The 19,106-nt window shown below is 58.8% G+C and carries 23 protein-coding genes and 1 tRNA gene; 19 read left to right on the top strand and 5 right to left on the bottom strand.

Features of this window, described 5'->3' with window-relative positions; genetic code table 11:
- Positions 1 to 6: 6 nt before the first annotated feature.
- Positions 7 to 1,089, bottom strand: a complete 1,083-nt coding sequence (gene prfA, locus ACU688_RS06175; protein WP_122489521.1) for a peptide chain release factor 1 — start codon at positions 1,087 to 1,089, stop codon at positions 7 to 9.
- A complete protein-coding gene (gene hemA / locus ACU688_RS06170) occupies positions 1,086 to 2,375 on the bottom strand; it encodes a glutamyl-tRNA reductase (RefSeq protein WP_448184077.1) in 1,290 nt (429 codons plus the stop codon). Before hemA ends, prfA begins: the two co-directional genes overlap by 4 nt.
- A 182-nt stretch (positions 2,376 to 2,557) precedes the next feature.
- On the opposite strand from hemA, the gene ACU688_RS06165 reads away from it, so the two are divergent.
- From ACU688_RS06165 to ACU688_RS06075, 19 genes are all read left to right on the top strand, one after another.
- Complete coding sequence (locus tag ACU688_RS06165) at positions 2,558 to 4,282, top strand: tetratricopeptide repeat protein (RefSeq protein WP_448184076.1); 1,725 nt, start codon at positions 2,558 to 2,560, stop codon at positions 4,280 to 4,282.
- 4 nt (positions 4,283 to 4,286) lie between these two features.
- Entirely contained in the window at positions 4,287 to 4,904 is a 618-nt protein-coding gene (gene lolB / locus ACU688_RS06160) for a lipoprotein insertase outer membrane protein LolB (RefSeq protein WP_448184075.1), read from the top strand.
- A 49-nt stretch (positions 4,905 to 4,953) separates the two neighbouring features.
- On the top strand, positions 4,954 to 5,757 hold the full coding sequence (gene ispE, locus ACU688_RS06155; RefSeq protein WP_448184838.1) for a 4-(cytidine 5'-diphospho)-2-C-methyl-D-erythritol kinase: 804 nt from the start codon (positions 4,954 to 4,956) through the stop codon (positions 5,755 to 5,757).
- A gap of 37 nt (positions 5,758 to 5,794) precedes the next feature.
- Positions 5,795 to 5,869: transfer RNA gene (locus tag ACU688_RS06150), tRNA-Gln, on the top strand.
- A gap of 46 nt (positions 5,870 to 5,915) precedes the next feature.
- Positions 5,916 to 6,857, top strand: coding sequence for a ribose-phosphate pyrophosphokinase (locus ACU688_RS06145; protein WP_003208392.1), 942 nt, complete (start codon positions 5,916 to 5,918; stop codon positions 6,855 to 6,857).
- A gap of 138 nt (positions 6,858 to 6,995) precedes the next feature.
- On the top strand, positions 6,996 to 7,589 hold the full coding sequence (locus tag ACU688_RS06140) for a 50S ribosomal protein L25/general stress protein Ctc (RefSeq protein ID WP_017735149.1): 594 nt from the start codon (positions 6,996 to 6,998) through the stop codon (positions 7,587 to 7,589).
- A 168-nt stretch (positions 7,590 to 7,757) separates the two neighbouring features.
- Positions 7,758 to 8,342: an aminoacyl-tRNA hydrolase gene (gene pth / locus ACU688_RS06135; protein WP_017735148.1), complete on the top strand. Its 585-nt coding sequence runs from the start codon at positions 7,758 to 7,760 to the stop codon at positions 8,340 to 8,342.
- 21 nt (positions 8,343 to 8,363) lie between these two features.
- Positions 8,364 to 9,464 (top strand): redox-regulated ATPase YchF, encoded by a 1,101-nt coding sequence (ychF, locus tag ACU688_RS06130; protein ID WP_017735147.1) that lies wholly within the window; start codon positions 8,364 to 8,366, stop codon positions 9,462 to 9,464.
- 321 nt (positions 9,465 to 9,785) lie between these two features.
- Positions 9,786 to 10,709 (top strand): sigma 54-interacting transcriptional regulator, encoded by a 924-nt coding sequence (locus ACU688_RS06125; protein ID WP_448184074.1) that lies wholly within the window; start codon positions 9,786 to 9,788, stop codon positions 10,707 to 10,709.
- Between the two features lie 182 nt (positions 10,710 to 10,891).
- Positions 10,892 to 11,095 (top strand): hypothetical protein, encoded by a 204-nt coding sequence (locus ACU688_RS06120; protein WP_448184073.1) that lies wholly within the window; start codon positions 10,892 to 10,894, stop codon positions 11,093 to 11,095.
- Positions 11,096 to 11,210: 115 nt separating this feature from the next.
- On the top strand, positions 11,211 to 11,579 hold the full coding sequence (locus tag ACU688_RS06115; protein ID WP_448184072.1) for an EscI/YscI/HrpB family type III secretion system inner rod protein: 369 nt from the start codon (positions 11,211 to 11,213) through the stop codon (positions 11,577 to 11,579).
- Positions 11,580 to 11,584: 5 nt separating this feature from the next.
- Complete coding sequence (gene sctJ, locus ACU688_RS06110; protein WP_448184071.1) at positions 11,585 to 12,385, top strand: type III secretion system inner membrane ring lipoprotein SctJ; 801 nt, start codon at positions 11,585 to 11,587, stop codon at positions 12,383 to 12,385.
- Positions 12,375 to 12,977 carry a type III secretion protein gene (locus ACU688_RS06105; RefSeq protein ID WP_448184070.1) on the top strand — a complete coding sequence of 201 codons (603 nt, stop codon included), beginning with the start codon at positions 12,375 to 12,377 and terminating at the stop codon, positions 12,975 to 12,977. The genes sctJ and ACU688_RS06105 overlap by 11 nt, the downstream gene beginning before the upstream one ends.
- Positions 12,955 to 13,536 (top strand): type III secretion system stator protein SctL, encoded by a 582-nt coding sequence (sctL, locus tag ACU688_RS06100; RefSeq protein WP_448184069.1) that lies wholly within the window; start codon positions 12,955 to 12,957, stop codon positions 13,534 to 13,536. Before ACU688_RS06105 ends, sctL begins: the two co-directional genes overlap by 23 nt.
- Positions 13,537 to 13,617: 81 nt before the next feature.
- Positions 13,618 to 13,833 (top strand): hypothetical protein, encoded by a 216-nt coding sequence (locus ACU688_RS06095; protein WP_448184068.1) that lies wholly within the window; start codon positions 13,618 to 13,620, stop codon positions 13,831 to 13,833.
- Positions 13,834 to 13,835: 2 nt separating this feature from the next.
- Positions 13,836 to 14,231, top strand: coding sequence for a type III secretion system chaperone (locus ACU688_RS06090; protein ID WP_448184067.1), 396 nt, complete (start codon positions 13,836 to 13,838; stop codon positions 14,229 to 14,231).
- A gap of 11 nt (positions 14,232 to 14,242) precedes the next feature.
- Positions 14,243 to 16,381, top strand: a complete 2,139-nt coding sequence (gene sctC / locus ACU688_RS06085) for a type III secretion system outer membrane ring subunit SctC (protein WP_448184066.1) — start codon at positions 14,243 to 14,245, stop codon at positions 16,379 to 16,381.
- Positions 16,378 to 16,581 carry an HrpT family type III secretion system protein gene (hrpT, locus tag ACU688_RS06080; RefSeq protein ID WP_448184065.1) on the top strand — a complete coding sequence of 68 codons (204 nt, stop codon included), beginning with the start codon at positions 16,378 to 16,380 and terminating at the stop codon, positions 16,579 to 16,581. Before sctC ends, hrpT begins: the two co-directional genes overlap by 4 nt.
- Positions 16,578 to 16,949 carry a transcriptional regulator gene (locus ACU688_RS06075; RefSeq protein ID WP_448184064.1) on the top strand — a complete coding sequence of 124 codons (372 nt, stop codon included), beginning with the start codon at positions 16,578 to 16,580 and terminating at the stop codon, positions 16,947 to 16,949. Before hrpT ends, ACU688_RS06075 begins: the two co-directional genes overlap by 4 nt.
- Here the strand turns inward: ACU688_RS06075 and sctU are convergent, their stop codons facing one another.
- Genes sctU through sctS form a run of 3 tightly spaced genes read right to left on the bottom strand, consistent with a single transcriptional unit; the run spans position 16,950 to position 19,106 of the window.
- Entirely contained in the window at positions 16,950 to 18,047 is a 1,098-nt protein-coding gene (gene sctU, locus ACU688_RS06070; protein WP_448184063.1) for a type III secretion system export apparatus subunit SctU, read from the bottom strand.
- The gene (gene sctT / locus ACU688_RS06065) at positions 18,044 to 18,832 is read right to left on the bottom strand and encodes a type III secretion system export apparatus subunit SctT (RefSeq protein WP_448184062.1); all 789 of its coding nucleotides are present in this window, start codon (positions 18,830 to 18,832) and stop codon (positions 18,044 to 18,046) included. The genes sctU and sctT overlap by 4 nt, the downstream gene beginning before the upstream one ends.
- A 10-nt stretch (positions 18,833 to 18,842) precedes the next feature.
- Positions 18,843 to 19,106: a type III secretion system export apparatus subunit SctS gene (sctS, locus tag ACU688_RS06060; RefSeq protein ID WP_207040161.1), complete on the bottom strand. Its 264-nt coding sequence runs from the start codon at positions 19,104 to 19,106 to the stop codon at positions 18,843 to 18,845.

The raw sequence follows: 19,106 nt of genomic DNA, 5'->3' as shown, positions 1-19,106 counted from the left end.
ACCTGTTTATTCACCTATCGCCGCCAATTGATCGGCCTGGTATTCGGCGAGCAACGGCTCGATCACGGCATCGACGCCACCGGCGAGAATCTCGTCGAGGGAGTACAGCGTGAGGTTGACCCGGTGGTCGGTGACCCGGCCCTGGGCAAAGTTGTAGGTACGGATGCGCTCGGAGCGGTCGCCCGAGCCCACCAGCAACTTGCGCTCGCTGGCAATCGCGTTGGCGGCGGCGCTGGTCTGCTGGTCGTTGAGCTTGGCCGACAGCCAGGACATGGCCCGTGCGCGGTTCTTGTGCTGGGAACGTTCTTCCTGGCACTCCACTACGATGCCCGACGGCAAGTGGGTGATGCGAATCGCCGAGTCGGTCTTGTTGACGTGCTGGCCACCGGCGCCCGACGAGCGGTAGGTGTCGACGCGCAGGTCGGCCGGGTTGATCTCGATGGCTTCCTGCTCGTCCGGCTCGGGCAACACGGCCACGGTGCACGCGGAGGTGTGGATACGGCCTTGGGATTCGGTAGCCGGCACCCGCTGTACGCGGTGCGCGCCGGATTCGAACTTGAGCTTGCCGTAAACGTTGTCGCCTTCGACCCGCGCGATGACTTCTTTATAGCCGCCGTGCTCGCCTTCGTTCTCCGAGAGGATCTCGACCCGCCAGCCGCGACGCTCGGCATAACGCGAATACATGCGGAACAGGTCGCCGGAGAAGATCGCCGCCTCGTCGCCACCGGTGCCGGCGCGGATTTCGAGGAACACGTTGCGCCCGTCATTCGGGTCTTTGGGCAGCAGCATGCGTTGCAGGTCGCCTTCCAGCGCGACGAGTTTTTCCTTGGCCTCGCGGACTTCTTCCACGGCCATTTCGCGCATGTCCGGGTCGCTGTCCTTGAGCAGTGCCTGGGCACCTTCGAGGTCGGCCTGGGTTTTCAGCCACTGGCCGTAGGTGGTCACAATCGGCTCAACTTCCGCGTATTCCTTGGAATAGGTGCGAAACTTGGTCTGATCGGAGATGACTTCGCCATCACCGAGCAAGGCGGTCAGTTCTTCAAAACGGTCCTGGAGCACGTCCAGTTTATTGAGCAGTGACGCTTTCATTGCGGTTTTTTATCCGAAGAGCTATCTGACGCGCCCTCACCGAGGGCAAAGAGTTCCTGGGCCATGGCCAGCGCATCGAGGCGGCCTTCGGCGGTAAGCTTTTTCAGTTGCACGCTGGGAGCATGCAGCAATTTGTTGGTGAGGCCACGGGCCAGTTGCATCAGCACCTCTTCGGCGCTGCTGCCGTTGGCCAGCAAGCGCTGGGCCTTGCTCAGTTCCTCGTCGCGCAGGCGTTCGCCCTGCTGACGATACGCCTTGAGCACGTCCACCGCTGCCAGTTCACGCAGGCGCACCATGAAATCGTCGGCGCCGGTGCTGACCATCTCTTCGGCCGCCTGGGCAGCGCCCTGGCGACTCTTGAGGTTTTCGGCGACGACTTCGTGCAGATCGTCGACGCTATAGAGGTAAACGTCGTCCAACTCGCCGACTTCGGGTTCGATATCCCGGGGAACGGCGATGTCCACCATGAAAATCGGCTTGTGCTTGCGCAGCTTCAGCGCGCTCTCGACCGCGCCTTTACCGAGGATCGGCAATTGGCTGGCGGTGGAGCTGATGACGATATCGCTGCGCACCAGTTCAGCCGGGATGTCCGACAGCAACACCGCGTGGGCGCCGAACTGCTCGGCGAGGATGCTCGCGCGCTCCAGCGTGCGGTTGGCGACGACGATGCGCTTCACGCCCAGGTCGTGCAGGTGGCGGGCCACCAGGGTGATGGTTTCACCGGCACCGATCAGCAGGGCCTGGCTGCGTTGCAAATCACTGAAAATCTGTTTGGCCAGGCTGACCGCAGCAAACGCCACGGACACCGGGTTTTCGCCGATGGCGGTGTCGGTGCGCACCTGCTTGGCCGAATTGAACGTGGCCTGGAACAGGCGGCCCAGCAGCGGCCCCACGGTGCCAGCCTCACGCGCCACGGCGTAGGCGGACTTCATTTGGCCGAGGATCTGCGGCTCGCCCAACACCAGCGAATCGAGACCGGCGGCCACACGCATCATGTGACGAACTGCCGCATCTTCTTCGTGCACATACGCACACGCGCGCAGCTCATCGAGGCTTAAATGGTGGTAATCGGCCAGCCAGCGCAGCACCACATCCGCTGAAAGATGTTCCTGCTCTATATAAAGCTCGCTGCGATTGCAGGTTGAAAGGATTGCAGCTTCGCGGCTGTCGGTGAGCCGGCAAAGCTGTTGCAAGGCCTCAACCAACTGCTCTGGCGTGAACGCCACGCGCTCGCGCACGTCTACGGAAGCAGTCTTGTGGTTAATACCGAGTGCGAGGAAGGCCATTCAATATCGCTGATGATGTCGGGAAGCCGACAATTGTCCTACTTCGAAAGATTCAGAACAACCACCGTCGTCTATTGTCCTTATACGTTGTGCCTATAAATACACCAACTGAGTCTCGGTTATGTTTGGCCGAAGGCTTGTGTCATGATGATCCGACCGCAGGTTAGTCGTCCTCTTCCTATATGAATAGATCCTCCGCGTTGCTCCTTGCTTTTGTCTTCCTCAGCGGCTGCCAGGCCTTGGCCCCCGTGTCGCCGGACGGTACGCCGCCGGTGGAAGACAGCACCCCCGCCCCTGAAAAGCCCAAGGTTTATTCCTCGTTCAGTGAAGAAACGGTGCTCAGCCTGCTGAGCGCGGAGCTGGCTGGCCAGCGCAATCGTTTCGATATTGCGCTGGATAACTACGTGACCCAGGCCATCAACACGCAGGACCCGGGGATTTCCGAGCGGGCGTTTCGGATCGCCGAGTACCTGGGCGCCGATCAGGCTGCGTTGGATACCTCGCTGATCTGGGCGAAAAACGCCCCGGACGACCTTGAAGCGCAACGCGCGGCCGCCGTGCAACTGGCACGCGCCGGTCGCTACGACGACTCCATGGTCTATATGGAGAAGGTCTTGCAGGGCAAGGGCGACACCCATTTCGACTTCCTCGCGCTATCGGCCGCCGACACCGACCAGGACACGCGCAATGGCCTGATGAAGAGTTTCGACCGCCTGCTGCAAAAACATCCGAAGAACAGCCAACTGATTTTCGGCAAGGCCTTGCTGTTGCAACAGGACGACGAAGCCGATGCGGCGCTGAAGCTGCTGGAGCAGAACCCACCGGAAGAGGGTGAAATCGCGCCGATCCTGCTGCGTGCGCGCCTGCTGCAAAATCTCAATCGCGGCAAGGAAGCGATTCCGCTGCTGGAAAAAAGCATCAAGAAGTACCCGGACGACAAACGCCTGCGCCTGACTTACGCGCGCATGCTGGTAGAGCAGGACCGCATGGAGGACGCCAAAGTGCAGTTCGCCAACCTGGTCCAGCAATACCCGGACGACGACGAACTGCGTTATTCCTTGGCGCTGGTGTGCCTGGAAGCCAAGGCCTGGGACGAGGCCAAGGGCTACCTGCAAGAGTTGATCGAGCGCGAAAGCCATGTGGACTCGGCGCATCTGAACCTGGGCCGCATTGCTGAAGAGAAAAACGACCCACAGGCCGCCCTGCTTGAATACGCCCAGGTCGGCCCTGGTAACGACTACCTGCCGGCGCAGTTGCGCCAGGCCGATATCCTGATGAGCAATGGCCGCACCGACGAGGCGGAAAAACGCCTGGCGGCCGCGCGCGATGCGGAACCGGATTATGCGATCCAGCTTTACCTGATCCAGGCCGAAACCTTGTCGGCCAACAATCAGGGCGAGCGCGCCTGGAAATTGCTGCAACAAGCGCTGCTGCAATATCCCGACGATTTGAACCTGCTGTACACCCGCGCCATGCAGGCGGAAAAACGCAATGACCTGGCGCAGATGGAAAAAGACCTGCGCCTGATCATCAAGCGTGACCCGGACAACGCCATGGCCCTGAATGCCCTTGGCTACACCTTGTCCGACCGCACGACGCGCTACGACGAAGCCAAGGCGCTGATCGAGCAAGCCCACAAGCTCAACCCGGAAGACCCGGCCGTACTCGACAGCCTGGGCTGGGTCAATTACCGCCTGGGCAACCTCGATGAAGCCGAACGTTTGCTGCGCCAGGCCCTGGAGCGGTTCCCCGACCAGGAAGTCGCGGCGCACCTGGGTGAAGTGCTGTGGGCCAATGGCAAGCAGCGCGAAGCCCGTCAAATCTGGGAGAAGTTCCTCAAGGAACAACCCGAAAGCCCTATCCTGCGCGGCACCATCAAGCGCCTGACCGGATCCGAGACCCTATAAGCTTATGTTCTTGCGCCACGTTGTAGTGTTCAGTCTTATCGCCCTGCTCGCCGGTTGTGCGGGCATCGGCAGCCGTGAATCCGTCGAGGGCCAGGGCAACCCGGCGCAATGGCAACAGCACAAGGATCAGCTCAGCAGCATTGATGGCTGGCAGATCGAAGGAAAAGTCGGCGTTCGCGCGCCGAAAGATTCCGGCAGTGGCACCTTGTTCTGGCTGCAACGCCAGGACTACTACGATATTCGCCTGTCTGGCCCGCTGGGCCGTGGCGCCGCACGCCTGACCGGCCGACCGGGGCAAGTCAGCCTGGAAGTGGCCAACCAGGGCCGCTATGAGGCGACCTCACCGGAAACGCTGTTGGAAGAGCAAATTGGCTGGAAGTTGCCGGTATCGCACCTTGTCTGGTGGGTACGCGGCCTTCCCGCGCCGGACAGCAAAAGTCGCCTGGGCCTGAACGGCGACAGCCGCCTGGCCACCCTTGAGCAGGATGGTTGGCAGGTCGAATATTTGAGCTATGTGCAACAGAACGGCTATTGGCTGCCGGAGCGCATCAAGCTGCATGGCACCGACCTGGATGTCACGCTGGTGATCAAGGACTGGCAACCGCGCAAGTTGGGGCAATAACGTGACCGTACAAAAGCTGACCCTGCCCTCTCCCGCCAAACTCAATTTGATGCTGCATATTCTTGGGCGCCGTGAAGACGGCTATCACGAGTTGCAGACGCTGTTTCAATTTCTCGACTACGGCGATGAGATGACCTTCGCCGTTCGCGACGATGGCGTGATCCAACTGCATACGGCATTCGACGGCGTGCCCCACGACAGCAACCTGATCGTGAAGGCCGCAAAAAAACTTCAGGAACAATCCGGCTGTGCGCTCGGCATCGACATCTGGATCGATAAAATCCTGCCCATGGGCGGCGGTATCGGCGGCGGCAGTTCGAATGCGGCCACCACGTTGCTCGGTCTGAATCACTTGTGGCAGCTGGGCTGGGACCACGATCGCCTGGCGGCGCTGGGCCTTACGCTGGGGGCCGACGTCCCGGTTTTCGTGCGTGGACACGCCGCATTTGCTGAGGGTATCGGGGAAAAACTCACCCCTGTAGAGCCCGAAGAGCCGTGGTATCTCGTGCTTGTGCCGCAAGTATCTGTAAGTACAGCAGAAATTTTTTCAGATCCGTTGTTGACACGTAACTCTTCTCCCATTAAAGTGCGCCCCGTTCCCAAGGGAAACAGTCGAAATGACTGCTTACCGGTTGTAGCAAGGCGTTATCCAGAGGTACGTAACGCTTTGAATTTGTTAGGTAAATTTACCGAAGCAAAATTAACCGGAACTGGAAGTTGTGTGTTTGGGGGCTTCCCAAACAAAGCTGAAGCTGATAAAGTCTCGGCCCTTCTTACAGAGACCCTTACAGGGTTTGTAGCAAAGGGAAGCAACGTTTCGATGTTGCATCGCAAGCTGCAAAGTCTGCTCTAAAAGGAACCGAGTGTTAGGCACTCGTTGCAACAGATACAGGGGCGTCGCCAAGCGGTAAGGCAGCAGGTTTTGATCCTGCCATGCGTTGGTTCGAATCCAGCCGCCCCTGCCATTTTCTAATACTCATCCAGGTTACCCTCAGCCTCTAGGTACTGCGCGTGTCCAAGATGATGGTCTTTACGGGGAACGCTAACCCCGATCTGGCTCGACGTGTCGTACGTCAGCTGCATATCCCTCTCGGTGACATCTCTGTCGGTAAATTTTCCGACGGTGAAATTACAGCCGAGATCAATGAAAACGTCCGCGGTAAAGACGTCTTCATTATTCAGCCGACTTGCGCTCCGACCAACGACAACCTGATGGAACTCGTCGTGATGGCTGATGCCTTCCGCCGCTCCTCAGCGACTCGAATCACAGCTGTAATCCCTTACTTTGGTTATGCCCGTCAGGATCGCCGTCCGCGTTCCGCACGTGTAGCTATCAGCGCGAAAGTCGTCGCTGACATGCTGACCGTGGTAGGTATCGACCGTGTTCTCACGGTTGACCTGCACGCTGACCAAATCCAGGGGTTCTTCGATATTCCGGTAGATAACATCTACGGTTCGCCAGTATTGGTGGATGACATCGAAGACCAGCGCTTTGAAAACCTGATGATCGTGTCCCCGGACATTGGTGGCGTCGTGCGTGCACGGGCTGTTGCCAAATCCCTGGGCGTGGACCTCGGGATCATCGACAAACGCCGTGAAAAAGCTAATCACTCTGAAGTGATGCATATCATCGGTGATGTCGAAGGGCGTACCTGTATTCTGGTTGATGACATGGTCGACACCGCCGGCACCCTGTGCCATGCGGCGAAAGCCTTGAAAGAGCACGGTGCAGCAAAAGTCTTCGCCTACTGCACACACCCTGTGCTGTCGGGCCGAGCGATCGAGAACATCGAGAACTCCATGCTGGACGAACTGGTGGTGACTAACACCATCCCGTTGTCCGCAGCAGCTCAAGCCTGTTCGCGTATCCGTCAACTGGATATCGCACCGGTAGTTGCCGAGGCGGTTCGCCGCATCAGCAATGAAGAATCGATCAGCGCGATGTTCCGTTAAGGGTCAAACCTTCGGATCATTTCACTGACGAAAAGCGCCCCGCCCCAGCATTCTGCCGGGGCGGGGCTTTTTTGCCCATATCGCCTTTAGCGCTGGTCGCAAACGCTGGGGCGAATGTGGTTATTTTGGAGATACAACATGAACGATTTTACTCTGAATGCTGAAGCGCGTTCCGACCTGGGGAAAGGTGCGAGCCGCCGCCTGCGTCGTCTCGCAAGCCTGGTTCCAGCTGTAGTTTACGGTGGCGAAAAAGCCCCTGAATCCATCAGCATGCTGGCCAAAGAAATCGCCAAACTGCTCGAAAACGAAGCTGCCTACAGCCACGTTATCGAACTGAACGTTGGCGGCACCAAGCAAAACGTAATCATCAAAGCTCTGCAACGTCACCCGGCCAAAGGCCACGTGCTGCACGCTGACTTTGTACGCGTTGTTGCTGGTCAGAAACTGACCGCGATCGTTCCAGTTCACTTCGTTGGTGAAGCTGCTCCGATCAAGAAAGGCGGCGAAATCTCGCACGTTGTTGCTGAGATCGAAGTTTCCTGCCTGCCAAAAGACCTGCCTGAGTTCATCGAAGTCGACCTGTCGGCCGCTGAAATCGGTGCCATCATCCACCTGTCCGACCTCAAAGCCCCTAAAGGCGTTGAGTTTGTCGCACTGGCTCACGGTGATGACAAAGCTGTTGCAAACGTACACGCTCCACGCGTTGCACCAGAAGCAGACGCAGCAGAGTAATTCACTCTGTAACGTCGGAGCTTGAGGAAACATCGCGGACCGGAACGTAGCGAGAAAGCGGGCGATAACGCGGCGTTTTACTCTTGAGTAAACAGCTTCTGTCGTCCACTTTCGCCGCACAACGGTTGCGGCGATGTTATCCACAACTCCAAAGGAAGGGCCCCTGTCGTGACTGCCATTAAACTGATCGTTGGCCTGGGAAATCCAGGCGCCGAATACGAACAGACCCGGCATAACGCGGGGGCCCTTTTTGTTGAGCGCATCGCCCACGCGCAAGGTGTGAACCTTGTGGCCGATCGCAAATATTTTGGCCTGACCGGGCGCTTCTCGCACCAGGGTCAGGATGTTCGTCTGCTGATTCCCACCACCTACATGAACCGCAGCGGCCAAGCCGTGGCGGCGCTTGCGAATTTCTTTCGGATCAAACCCGAAGAAATCCTGGTGGCCCATGACGAACTGGACCTGCCACCCGGCGTTGCCAAGCTCAAGCTCGGCGGCGGGCATGGCGGGCACAATGGCCTACGCGACATCATCGCGCAGTTGGGTAATCAGAATAATTTCTACCGTCTGCGGCTTGGCATTGGCCACCCAGGCGTCGCCAGTATGGTTTCAAATTTCGTCCTGGGTCGTGCGCCACGCGCCGAACAGGAAAAACTCGATGCCAGCATCGACTTTGCCCTCGGCGTGCTGCCGGATATCTTCGCCGGTGAATGGAACCGCGCGATGAAAAACCTGCACAGCCAGAAGGCCTGACTCTTACCGAGGGGAAACACCATGGGATTCAATTGCGGCATCGTCGGCCTGCCCAACGTCGGCAAATCCACCCTGTTCAACGCCCTGACCAAGTCCGGTATTGCGGCGGAGAACTTCCCCTTCTGCACCATCGAGCCCAACAGCGGTATCGTGCCGATGCCGGACGCTCGCCTGGATGCACTGGCGGCCATCGTCAATCCAAAACGCATCCTGCCAACCACCATGGAATTCGTCGATATCGCGGGCCTGGTGGCCGGCGCGTCGAAAGGTGAAGGCCTGGGTAACAAGTTCCTGGCCAACATCCGCGAAACCGATGCCATCGCCCACGTGGTCCGCTGCTTTGAAGACGAGAACGTGATTCACGTCTCCAACAGCGTCGACCCGAAACGCGACATCGAGATCATCGACCTGGAACTGATCTTCGCCGACCTCGACAGCTGCGAGAAGCAATTGCAGAAAGTCGCGCGTAACGCCAAGGGCGGCGACAAGGACGCAGTGGTCCAGAAAGGCCTGCTGGAACAACTGATCGCGCACTTCACTGAAGGCAAGCCGGCACGCAGCCTGATGAAGAACATGGGCGTCGATGAGAAGGCCGTGATCAAGGGCTTCCACCTGCTGACCACCAAGCCAGTGATGTACATCGCCAACGTTGCCGAAGACGGCTTCGAGAACAACCCGCTGCTGGACGTGGTCAAGGCCATCGCCGACGAAGAAGGCGCGATCGTGGTGCCGGTGTGCAACAAGATCGAAGCAGAGATCGCCGAGCTCGATGACGGCGAAGAGAAGGACATGTTCCTTGAGGCCTTGGGCCTGGAAGAGCCTGGCCTGAACCGCGTGATCCGCGCCGGTTACGAAATGCTCAACCTGCAGACCTACTTCACCGCCGGTGTCGAAGAAGTACGTGCATGGACCGTCAAGGTCGGCGCCACCGCGCCACAGGCCGCCGGCGTGATCCACACCGACTTCGAAAAAGGCTTTATCCGTGCCGAAGTGATCGCCTACAACGACTTCATCCAGTTCAAGGGTGAAGCCGGTGCCAAGGAAGCCGGTAAATGGCGCCTGGAAGGCAAGGATTACATCGTTAAAGATGGCGATGTGATGCACTTCCGTTTCAACGTATAAGCCTCCCCCGCGGTTCTCGCCGCCCACAAAAAAGCCGATGCCATGCATCGGCTTTTTTGTGGGCGCTCGTCACGCAAACACACCATCGGCACCGTTATCGAAACCAAGGTTTAAGATTAATCCTACTTTCACCCGCTTAACGCTGTGTTCTGTCATATACACATAACGCCTTCCCCAAAGGACTCTTACTTTTCGTACAGCATCTTGGCCATTCCTCCCTTACAGGCCCAATGACAAAGTTGGTAAGTTATGTTTACCGGCTGATATCAACAGAGCATCAGGCCAATAATGAAGAGATAGCGATAGTGGAGCACCCGCACTATGTCGGCCTCGTTTCAAGTAGACAAGGAAGTAGACCCACTTTTTATTGAAGGGTCGGATATTGAAGAAACGGTCAATACGACTGCCATCCTCAACATCGACCTCCTCCTTATGGGAGAAACCGGTACCGGCAAGGACACCTTGGCGCAGCGGGTTCATCATTTGTCGGGGCGACGAGGGAACTTCATTGCCGTGAACTGTGCAGCCATCCCGGAAAGCCTTGCCGAAAGCCAGTTGTTTGGCGTCAACAGTGGCGCCTATACCGGCGCCCTGCAATCGCGGGCCGGGTTTGTGGAGGCCGCTCACCTGGGCACGTTGTACCTTGATGAAATCGACAGCATGCCGCTGGCCCTGCAAGCCAAGTTGTTGCGAATATTGGAGTCACGCGGAGTGGAACGCCTGGGCTCTACCCGTTTCATCCCTGTCGATATGCGCGTCATTGCATCGGCTCAGCATTCGCTGCACACGATGGTCGAGCAAGGCACCTTCAGGCGCGATCTCTACTTCCGCCTGAATGTTGTCCACATTCAACTTCCGGCCCTGCGGGATCGGCGCGAACGCATCATCCCGTTGTTCCTGCAGATGATCCAGCAAGAAGCCAACCACTTCGGCTGCCCTGCCCCGCGGCCCCCGAGCGGGCTGTTGCAACAATTGCTGTGCCATCCCTGGCTGGGCAATGTCCGCGAACTGCGTTCGGCAGCCAAGCGGTTCGTTCTGGGCTTGCCCCTGCTTTCGACTTCCACGGGCAGCAGACAAGAAACGGCAATGAGCCTGAAAGCACGCCTGCAGCAACTTGAGAAAGCACTGATCGAAGAGTCGTTGTTACGCCACGATTACTGTGTCGATAGCGCTGCGGTGGAGCTAAGCGTTGCCAAACGCACGCTCTACTACAGGATGAAGCAACTGGACATAGCGCTGTCCTGATACGGAGGACGGTGACGAACATTTCGAAACACCTACCTCAGAAAATTTTGGAACGCCTTGTTGCCGGAAGCCACACATTTATCGCCGCCATCAAGTAGCAATAGAACACACAGCGCTATAACCAACACTTGATGAGTGGTGAATAACTCAACCCTTTCGGTCACTGAAATTGGAGTTCTATCATGAATATTCCAGGTCTGTCTTCGGCATTGAACTATACATCCGCCTCGGCCTCCCAAGCCGGTTCAGGAACTAAACCCGGCACCGGAAACGGCGGCGATGATCTGCTGGACAAGGCAGAAGCCATTGCCCGGGAAGGCTTCGAGCTGAGTTTGAAAGCCAAGCAAATTACCAACAAGTATTCTGCGGCTAAAGAAGTTCGATAACACGATCACCTCCCCGACCGTTAATCGGGGAGGCGTTCGCGTTCGCTGAAACAACAACTTTTTATATCAGCCGTTACTTGAAGGCTGCGTCAAACATCAATACCGCAGGTCTTATATGCAGATAAAAGAGCTTGATTTTTCAGCGCAGCACAACCGTCTCGACGATGCCTTCAACACACGCAGTCATCCAGCATCGACTACCGATGTAGGTTTTTTCAATTCATCCCTCGAACGCTCGGCACTGCCTGCCGCTCGGGTCGGCAACGAACCCGGCCCTACGCTGCTGGCTGAAGCAGGGCAGCATGTCAAAGCCTTGGAAAGCCGCCTTGCCCACGCACTGAAATCAACCAACAAAGGCGCCGACCCGGATGATTTCAAGCAATACCCGCGTGAGTTGTCCAACGTCGTACTGACCTCACAGCTGCTCGTAAAAAGCTTGGGCAAGGCCACCCAATGCATCGACAAAATCAGCAACCTGCAATAGTGGCCATGAATACATTCCTGCCTGTCGCATTATTCCTGGCGGTTGCACTTTTACTGGGCGGTTGCAGTGAGCGTGTCGAACTGCATCGCAAACTGTCCGAGCAAGAGGCCAATGAGGTCATCGCCGAGTTGGCGGACAAACATATCCGCGCACAGAAAATTCCGGCCAAAGACGGTGTCATCGTAGCGGTCAATGCCGTCGACATCGGGCGCGCCGTACGCACGCTGGAGGCCGTCGGGCTGCCCAGGGTTGCCCGCACCACGCTGGGCGATACGTTTCGCAAGGAGGGCGTCATTTCCACGCCGCTGGAAGAGCGGGCGCGCTACATCTATGCCTTGTCCCAAGAGCTTGAGTCCACCCTGTCCAACATTGACGGCGTGATCGTTGCCCGCGTGCACGTGGTGCTGCCGGAACGCATCGCGCCGGGTGAGCCGGTGCAACCCGCATCCGCATCGGTCTTCATCAAACACGACCCCCGCCTGGACCCCGACAACATCCGCGCTCGTGTACGCAGAATGGTCGCGAGCAGCATCCCGGGGATGACCACGGCAGTAGACAACCCGCAAAAGCTCAGCGTGATATTCGTGCCTGCCACGACGTATCAGGAACAGCAGCGCCTGGCCTATTTCGGTCCGTTCATGGTGCCCGGCGAGGATCTCGGTTTCTGGCGCGCCAGTGTTCCCCTTTTTCTGCTCGGCCTGGTGGCGATCACGGGCGCAGCATTATTCCTCCACGCCCGGCGCCAACGCGCGCAACGAAAGACGCCAGTAGCAGGCGCCTCGATAGGCACGCCCCATGATGCCTGACATCGATCAGCCGCTGAGCGAACATCTGGCCTGGGTCCAATGGTGGGCATTCCCCTGGAAGTACGCCCACGAAGACTGGAGCAACGGCGCGTTCTCCGCGATGGAGGAACTGGACCGCAGTGGAGGATTGATCCCTTGCAACCTCCCGGGTATTGCCACCTGCCTGCCTCCTGCACCTCATGCCACCGTTCTTCGCTTGGCCCTTGCTTCCATAGAGCAACTCGACCTGGCGCTGGCATTGATTCACGGCACTTTCCACCCAGAAGCTACGTCGGCCTTGAGCGAAAACCATCAGCTGTGGTGCACGCGAATATCCAAGGCCCTGCCCCCTGCGCTACTGCTGCCCGATGCTGATCCATTGCAACTACTCCATAGCTGGGTCGAGCCCTCGATCTGGCAGCGCCTTCGGTTGCGCTTCCGCCGTGAGCACGTGCTAGAGGCGCAAAAAAAACCATCCATCGAGAGTGCCAGCAGCCAACTAAACACGCTGTGGAAAGCCGTCGTCTGGCGGGTTACGACAACAACAAGCGACACCATGCCCCCTGACTCGACGGGTAAGGAGATCTGCGATGTTATGCCGACACACCATTGAGTCGCTCAACGGCGCTGCTGGTTTGCCACGCAGCCTGATCCCCCGGGAGGAGCTGAAAGATTGGGAACAGGCCAACCAGCTTCTACGCCGCGCCAATGCCCAAGCTGACGAGTTGCTAAGGCAGGCCGCCAGGAAATGTGAAGTCTTGCAGCAAGAAGCCTCACTGCACATCTGGCAGCGCGCCGATGCCCAACTCAAGCAGTGGGACCTCGACCGCCAAGCGATGTGTGACCACCTGGAGCACTACGCGACCGCTATCACCAACCAGGCCATTCGCTGCCTGCTTGACGACATCGCGCCTCCCCAGAGGCTCGCAGCCCTTCTGAAGCAATTGCTGGCCAGCCAAGTCCAGGAGATCGACGCGACGCTGCTGTGTCATCCACATGACCTTGAGGAGATCAAACAGTGCCTTTCCCAGCGCAACGCCACGTATTGGAAGCTTCACACCGACGACGCGGTCCTGCCTCAGACGCTCGTACTGAAAACCGACGAGGGCGACTTTCGTATCAGTTGGCGTTCACTGCTCGAAGCGTACTTCAACAACAGCAACGCGCACTGACAGCCCGCTCTAGAGCGCTGTCGCCCCCCTCTGGAAAAAGTCGATCCACGCATTCAAACCCACCGGCATGAAGGACACACCATGGACTTTTTTAACGATCTATCTCGCCAACTGTTAAGAAACAGCGATGTCGCCCACAAGTCTTACACCTCGAACATTGCAGAGGTTTCCGCCAATGGTTCAGACGCAGAGTTCTTCGAACTGGCCATGAAAAAAGCAACGACGCAGATGGCCTACCTGGAACACAACCGGGTCAATCACCTGCTGCTCAAAAGTGCCTTCGAGAGTTTCCAGTAACCATGAGAGCGCTAGTCAGTGACTGGTTGAACAGCCGCGAAGAGCAACTCAGCGTGTTTGAGGACGACGACGAAATCATCTTGAAGCGCCAGGCAGAGACGTTGTTGCTGGGCGCTCAACTGACTTCAACGGTTGCCGATAACGCCGCCTTGCACAGTTGGATGCGCCTGGGCGCCGCCAGCCTGAATCACTTCCAGGGTGCACTGGCTCAGAAACCTGGCACGGGTGCGCTTTGGCTGATTCACAACCTGCGGGGGGCATACGACGTAGACGGCCTTTGCGGCGGCCTCCAGACCCTGCTCAATCAACGCGATACCTGGCGCTCCACCGTCGCGCGCCGTGTTCGGCCGGCCCTGAACTTCAAACCCACCTCGCTACGCTCGCAGCCTTATCAATAAGAGAACGCCTTATGTTCAACAAGCCCAACAAGCACACCCGCTTGCGCTTTGATTTGCCCGGCGCATCATCAAAACGCGCGGGTTGGCGCTGCCTGATCGCACTGCCATGGCTGCTGACCCCCGTGGCAAGTGCCTTCGCTGCCATCCCTGCCGAATGGAAAAACACCGCCTATGCCTATGAGGCCCAGCACAAGCCGCTGCGCGAAGTGCTCGAAGACTTCGCCCAGACCTTTGGCACGCAATTGCAGGTCGAGGGGCTGCTGGAGGGCAACGTCAATGGAAAGATTCGCGCCAACACCCCACAGTCATTGCTCGACCGGTTGGGCGTCGAACACCGCTTCCAGTGGTACCTGTACAACAACACGCTCTATATCAGCACCCTGGACCAACAAGAGTCTGCGCGCCTGGAGGTTTCTTCGGAGACCATCTCCGACCTCAAGAAGGCACTGACGGATATTGGCCTGCTCGACAGCCGCTTCGGCTGGGGCGAGTTGCCGGAAGATGGCGTGGTCCTGGTCTCCGGCCCTCGGCGTTACATCGAACAGATCAAGCACTTCAGTAGCCAGCGGCGCTCGTCGGATGAGAAACAGAGTGTGCTGAGCTATCCGCTGAAGTTTGCCAACGCTGCGGATCGCCAAGTGGATTATCGCGGCGAAAAACTCGACGTGCCTGGCGTCGCGAGCATTTTGCGCGGCTTGCTGGAACCACGCGCCACCTCGCCCCTTTCAAGCCTTGGCCAGCGCGCCCCCTCGCAGCCCTCCCCACTCACGCCAAACATTCCCCGGCTGAACAATCCACTGTTGGGGCAGATGCTCGGCGCAGACAGCAACAATGGGCAGCCACAGGCGGGCACCGCACTCACCCCGCGCGCGCCGGCGCCCGCCAGCCGGATTCGCGTTGAAGCCGACGTGCGCAACAACACGGTGCTGATTTACGACTTGCCGGAACGCCAAGCCATGTACCGCGAGTTGATCACGCAACTCGATGTCGCACGCAAGCTGGTGGAGATCGATGCAATCATCCTCGACATCGAGCGCACTCAGTTGCGCGAATTCGGCGTGAACTGGGGGTTTCAGAACAGCCGTTTTCGCGGAGTCGGCACCCAGCTGGCACCGGGCACAGCCTCGCAGTTGTCGATTGATAATCGCGACCGCTTCTACGCGGACATACGCGCACTGGAAGCCAAGGGGCTGGCAACCATGGTCTCCAACCCTTCGGTGCTGACCCTGGAAAACCAGCCGGCGGTCATCGACTTCAACCGCACCCAGTACCTGACACCGGGCCGACAGAACGCAACCATTCTGCCGGTCACCGTGGGCACCAGCTTCCAGGTCGTACCGCGGGTAATCACCAGTCGCGGAGGCCACCAGATCCACTTGGTGGTGGATATCGAAGACGGTAATTTCGACGAGTCCAACCCCATGCCCGGCCAACTGGACGTGCGTCGGGGCAAGGTCAGCACCCAAGCCGTGATGGCCGAAAAACGTTCGCTGGTGGTGGGTGGTTTCCACGTCACCGAGAGCACTGACAAGCAGAACAAGGTGCCGTTGCTGGGGGATATTCCACTGCTGGGCAAGGCGCTGTTTTCCTCGACTGAACGGCAGAACAACCGACGTGAACGCCTGTTCATTCTCACTCCGCGCGTTATCGGCGACCAGTCCGACCCGTCACGCTACCTGCCACAGGCCGATCAGGCTGAGCTGCAAGCCGCCCTCACCCCCTTGGCCAGGCGCTATGCCCCCCACCAGCCGGTGATCAAACGCAGTGACATCATCAGCACCCTCGCCCACCTGGTCAGCGGGGAAGTGCCCAAGACCTTCAAGCTGGCACCGATGCCTGTGGGGCTGAACACCCTGTGCAACACCCGCGAGTTGCTGGCGCTGAACACCGACCGCAGCCAATGGTATGCCGGCCCTGAGTACAACGTGGCAGTCGTAGTGTTGCGCAACCAGTTCAACCGCAATGTGCGCATCGATGAAAAAGAATGCAGCAACTCGCAGACCCTCGCCGTCAGCGTCTGGCCGCAAGCCTGGCTCAAACCGGGCGAAGAGGCCGAGGTGTTTATCGCCATGCGCCCCGTGGTGAAGGATGAACACCTCAGTGTGCCCCGCCCCTCCCTGATCCACACGACTAAAAAGGCCACGCCATGAAACAGCCATTGATGTGCGTCACCGTGATTTGCGTGGCACTGCTCGCCACCGGCTGCACCCCCACCTGCAAGGGCGACTCCTGCTCACGCCCGCAATCGACCAGCAAAAGCCTGGTGATCTGGTGGCCGGCCCACATGCGGGTCGAACCCGGCCCGGCCGGAGAGCGCGCGGACTATCAGACGGTATCGCTGGAGCGATGAGTCTCCACGGGTTGCCCGACGATGACCGGCATCGCCAGGTATTCCTCGACGACCTGGTGAGCGGCAGTGCCGCTCACCAGCAAGTCGCTCCCGGCATCAAGGTGTGTGCACTGCACGCCGCAAACCGCCCGGGACTGGCCTTGGAGATTGCCCGCGAAGCCTTGCAAGCCGGGCAATTGCGGCAGGTGCTGGAACGTCGATTTGAGCAAGCAGCGGCGTTCGAAGGCTGTTTTGTCTACCTCGACGCCCAAGGCAGCCTGGTAATCTGGCAGGCGTTACCCGACCAGCACGACACCGTCGACAAAGCCCTCAGCCGCATGCTCTCACTGGCCAATGTCGACAGCCTGAACAGGCGCTCGACGCGCTGATCAACGCACCTCAAGCTCCGGCAGTTGCAAGGTCTCGCGCTTGGCTTCGTCATCGAGCTCACGCAAGGTCCGGTAGATCACCGCCACGGCCTGCAGGGTTTCACGGGGGATATTCTCCCCCAGCTTTTTCGTGTAGATCGTGCGCGCCAGCCACACACACTGGATCACCGGAATGTCAGCCGCCTTGGCCCTGGCGATCAACTGCCGGGCGTTGGCGTCCGTGCCTTTTTCGACCAATAGTGGCAGCGGTGTCTTGCCGGGACGGTAATACAAGGCGACGGCAAAGTGCGTGGGGTTGACCACCAACATGTCGGACTCTTCCAACTTGGGCAGCTTGACCTTGGGTTCCTCCTGGGCCAACTGCTGGGCCAGCGCACGGCGTTGGCCCTTCACATGGGGATCGCCTTCCATGTCCTTGTACTCTTTGACGACCTCGACCTGGGTCATGCGCAAGCGCTTGGCAAAGAAGTACCGCACCATCGTCACATCGATCAGCGCGAGCACCAACAACAGCCCGAGGCAGGCATGCAGCAAGTGGCGAAACAGGGCAATCAGCGCATGGATGTAGCTGGGCAGGTCGCTGTTGGCCAGGTTGATCAGCGCGTCCAGTGAAGGCCAGATCACTACGTACAAGATCAGGCACAGCAACGCCGCCTTGGCGATGCTCATCAACAAATTCATGATCTGTTGGGCAGAGAACATCTGCTTGAGCTGATTGATGGGGTTGAGGCGATTGAAATCGAGCTTCAGCGCTTCCGGGGCAAACAACAGGCCGAACTGCATCCAACTGCTGATCAACTTCGATGCAATTGCGACCGCCGCCATCAGCAGGGAAAACGAGAAGAACATCACCAGGCTTTCAACCAGCACTTCCTCCAGCGCGCGTGCGAAGGGCTGAGTCATGCGTGACATTGGCAGCACCAGCAATTGCTGAAAACGCTGCATGCTGGTCTCGGCGGTGAACAAGGCGATCTCGCTCATGGCCGTCAGCGCCAACAACTTGCCGACATCCTGGCTTTGCGCGACCTGGCCTTTCTTGCGTTGGTCGCGCAGCTTCTTGGCACTGGCCGGGTGTTTTTTCTCCCCCGAGTCACTCATGGTGCCGGCCCTGTGAACATCAGGCCCAGTGTGTGTTTGAGATCACCCAGCAGGCTCATGCGCCCGACGATCAGGTCCTGCAGCAACGCAAAATACAGCAGCAAAATACCAAGGCCGGCAAGACTCTTGACCGGCGGCGCCAGCGTGCTCACCTGCAACTGCTGGCTGTAGACCCCCAGCAGCGCGATGCCGAACTCCAGCAACAGCAGCACGGCGATAAAGGGCGCGGCATACAGCATCATGTGGGTGAAGGTGTCGGCCAGCAGACCGAGAAACAGGCCCAGCCCATTGGCCGCCGGCAGCGGGAACCACACCGTCGCCGGCCAGATCAGGTAACTGTCCCAGATCACCTGGGTCATCGCCCCCAACCCCAGGCTGATCATCAACAAGAAAATCGCCAACTGCTTGAACAAATGCCCGATGGGTGTCGCGTCCGGCCCCAACGAAGGGTTGAGCTGGCCACCGGCCAATGCGCCGCGCTGGTTATCCAGCAGCGCCCCCACCGACTCGAACATCCAGAACGGCATCGACAACAGCACGCCGAGCAAAAGCCCCAGTGTCACCTCCTTGAGCACCAACGCGCCGAGCAGCAGCGCCGAGTAATCCTGGCCCTCCAGCGCGGCGTGAATACCCGGTGCGGGCAACAGCGCCAGGACCATCACGATGGTGTGCCGGGGCATGCCACGCACATGCTGAAAACAGAACGCGGCCACCAACATGGCGCAGGGGTAGATCCGCGCCATGGCGATAACCAGGCTGGACAGGTAATCAAGGTACAGCAGCACAGGCGTAGCCTCAGTTCAGGGCCGAACGGGCGATCATGTCGAACATGAGGTTGATCAGTTGGATCAACTCCACACCGATCCAGCGCCCGGTCAGGATCAGCGTGATACCCACCGCCACCAGCTTGATGCCAAAGGGCAGCGTCTGGTCCTGCACCTGCATCAGCGCCTGTACCAGGGAGGTCAACACGCCCACCACGACCGCCACAATCAACGGCGGGGCGGACAACACCACCACCAGCAACATGCCCTGTTTGAACAGCACGATCGGTTCCAT

The sequence above is a fragment of the Pseudomonas acericola (SeqCode) genome (assembly GCF_053456465.1).
This window is presented reverse-complemented; position numbering and strand designations above follow the sequence as displayed.

Excerpts from the sequence above, each read along its gene's own strand:
- prfA (WP_122489521.1), bottom strand. The coding sequence starts at position 1,089 with ATGAAAGCGTCACTGCTCAATAAACTGGACGTGCTCCAGGACCGTTTT.
- hemA (WP_448184077.1), bottom strand. The coding sequence starts at position 2,375 with ATGGCCTTCCTCGCACTCGGTATTAACCACAAGACTGCTTCCGTAGAC.
- ACU688_RS06165 (WP_448184076.1), top strand. The coding sequence starts at position 2,558 with ATGAATAGATCCTCCGCGTTGCTCCTTGCTTTTGTCTTCCTCAGCGGC.
- lolB (WP_448184075.1), top strand. The coding sequence starts at position 4,287 with ATGTTCTTGCGCCACGTTGTAGTGTTCAGTCTTATCGCCCTGCTCGCC.
- ispE (WP_448184838.1), top strand. The coding sequence starts at position 4,954 with ATGCTGCATATTCTTGGGCGCCGTGAAGACGGCTATCACGAGTTGCAG.
- ACU688_RS06140 (WP_017735149.1), top strand. The coding sequence starts at position 6,996 with ATGAACGATTTTACTCTGAATGCTGAAGCGCGTTCCGACCTGGGGAAA.
- ychF (WP_017735147.1), top strand. The coding sequence starts at position 8,364 with ATGGGATTCAATTGCGGCATCGTCGGCCTGCCCAACGTCGGCAAATCC.
- ACU688_RS06125 (WP_448184074.1), top strand. The coding sequence starts at position 9,786 with ATGTCGGCCTCGTTTCAAGTAGACAAGGAAGTAGACCCACTTTTTATT.
- ACU688_RS06120 (WP_448184073.1), top strand. The coding sequence starts at position 10,892 with ATGAATATTCCAGGTCTGTCTTCGGCATTGAACTATACATCCGCCTCG.
- ACU688_RS06115 (WP_448184072.1), top strand. The coding sequence starts at position 11,211 with ATGCAGATAAAAGAGCTTGATTTTTCAGCGCAGCACAACCGTCTCGAC.
- sctJ (WP_448184071.1), top strand. The coding sequence starts at position 11,585 with ATGAATACATTCCTGCCTGTCGCATTATTCCTGGCGGTTGCACTTTTA.
- ACU688_RS06105 (WP_448184070.1), top strand. The coding sequence starts at position 12,375 with ATGATGCCTGACATCGATCAGCCGCTGAGCGAACATCTGGCCTGGGTC.
- sctL (WP_448184069.1), top strand. The coding sequence starts at position 12,955 with ATGTTATGCCGACACACCATTGAGTCGCTCAACGGCGCTGCTGGTTTG.
- ACU688_RS06095 (WP_448184068.1), top strand. The coding sequence starts at position 13,618 with ATGGACTTTTTTAACGATCTATCTCGCCAACTGTTAAGAAACAGCGAT.
- ACU688_RS06090 (WP_448184067.1), top strand. The coding sequence starts at position 13,836 with ATGAGAGCGCTAGTCAGTGACTGGTTGAACAGCCGCGAAGAGCAACTC.
- sctC (WP_448184066.1), top strand. The coding sequence starts at position 14,243 with ATGTTCAACAAGCCCAACAAGCACACCCGCTTGCGCTTTGATTTGCCC.
- hrpT (WP_448184065.1), top strand. The coding sequence starts at position 16,378 with ATGAAACAGCCATTGATGTGCGTCACCGTGATTTGCGTGGCACTGCTC.
- ACU688_RS06075 (WP_448184064.1), top strand. The coding sequence starts at position 16,578 with ATGAGTCTCCACGGGTTGCCCGACGATGACCGGCATCGCCAGGTATTC.
- sctU (WP_448184063.1), bottom strand. The coding sequence starts at position 18,047 with ATGAGTGACTCGGGGGAGAAAAAACACCCGGCCAGTGCCAAGAAGCTG.
- sctS (WP_207040161.1), bottom strand. The coding sequence starts at position 19,106 with ATGGAACCGATCGTGCTGTTCAAACAGGGCATGTTGCTGGTGGTGGTG.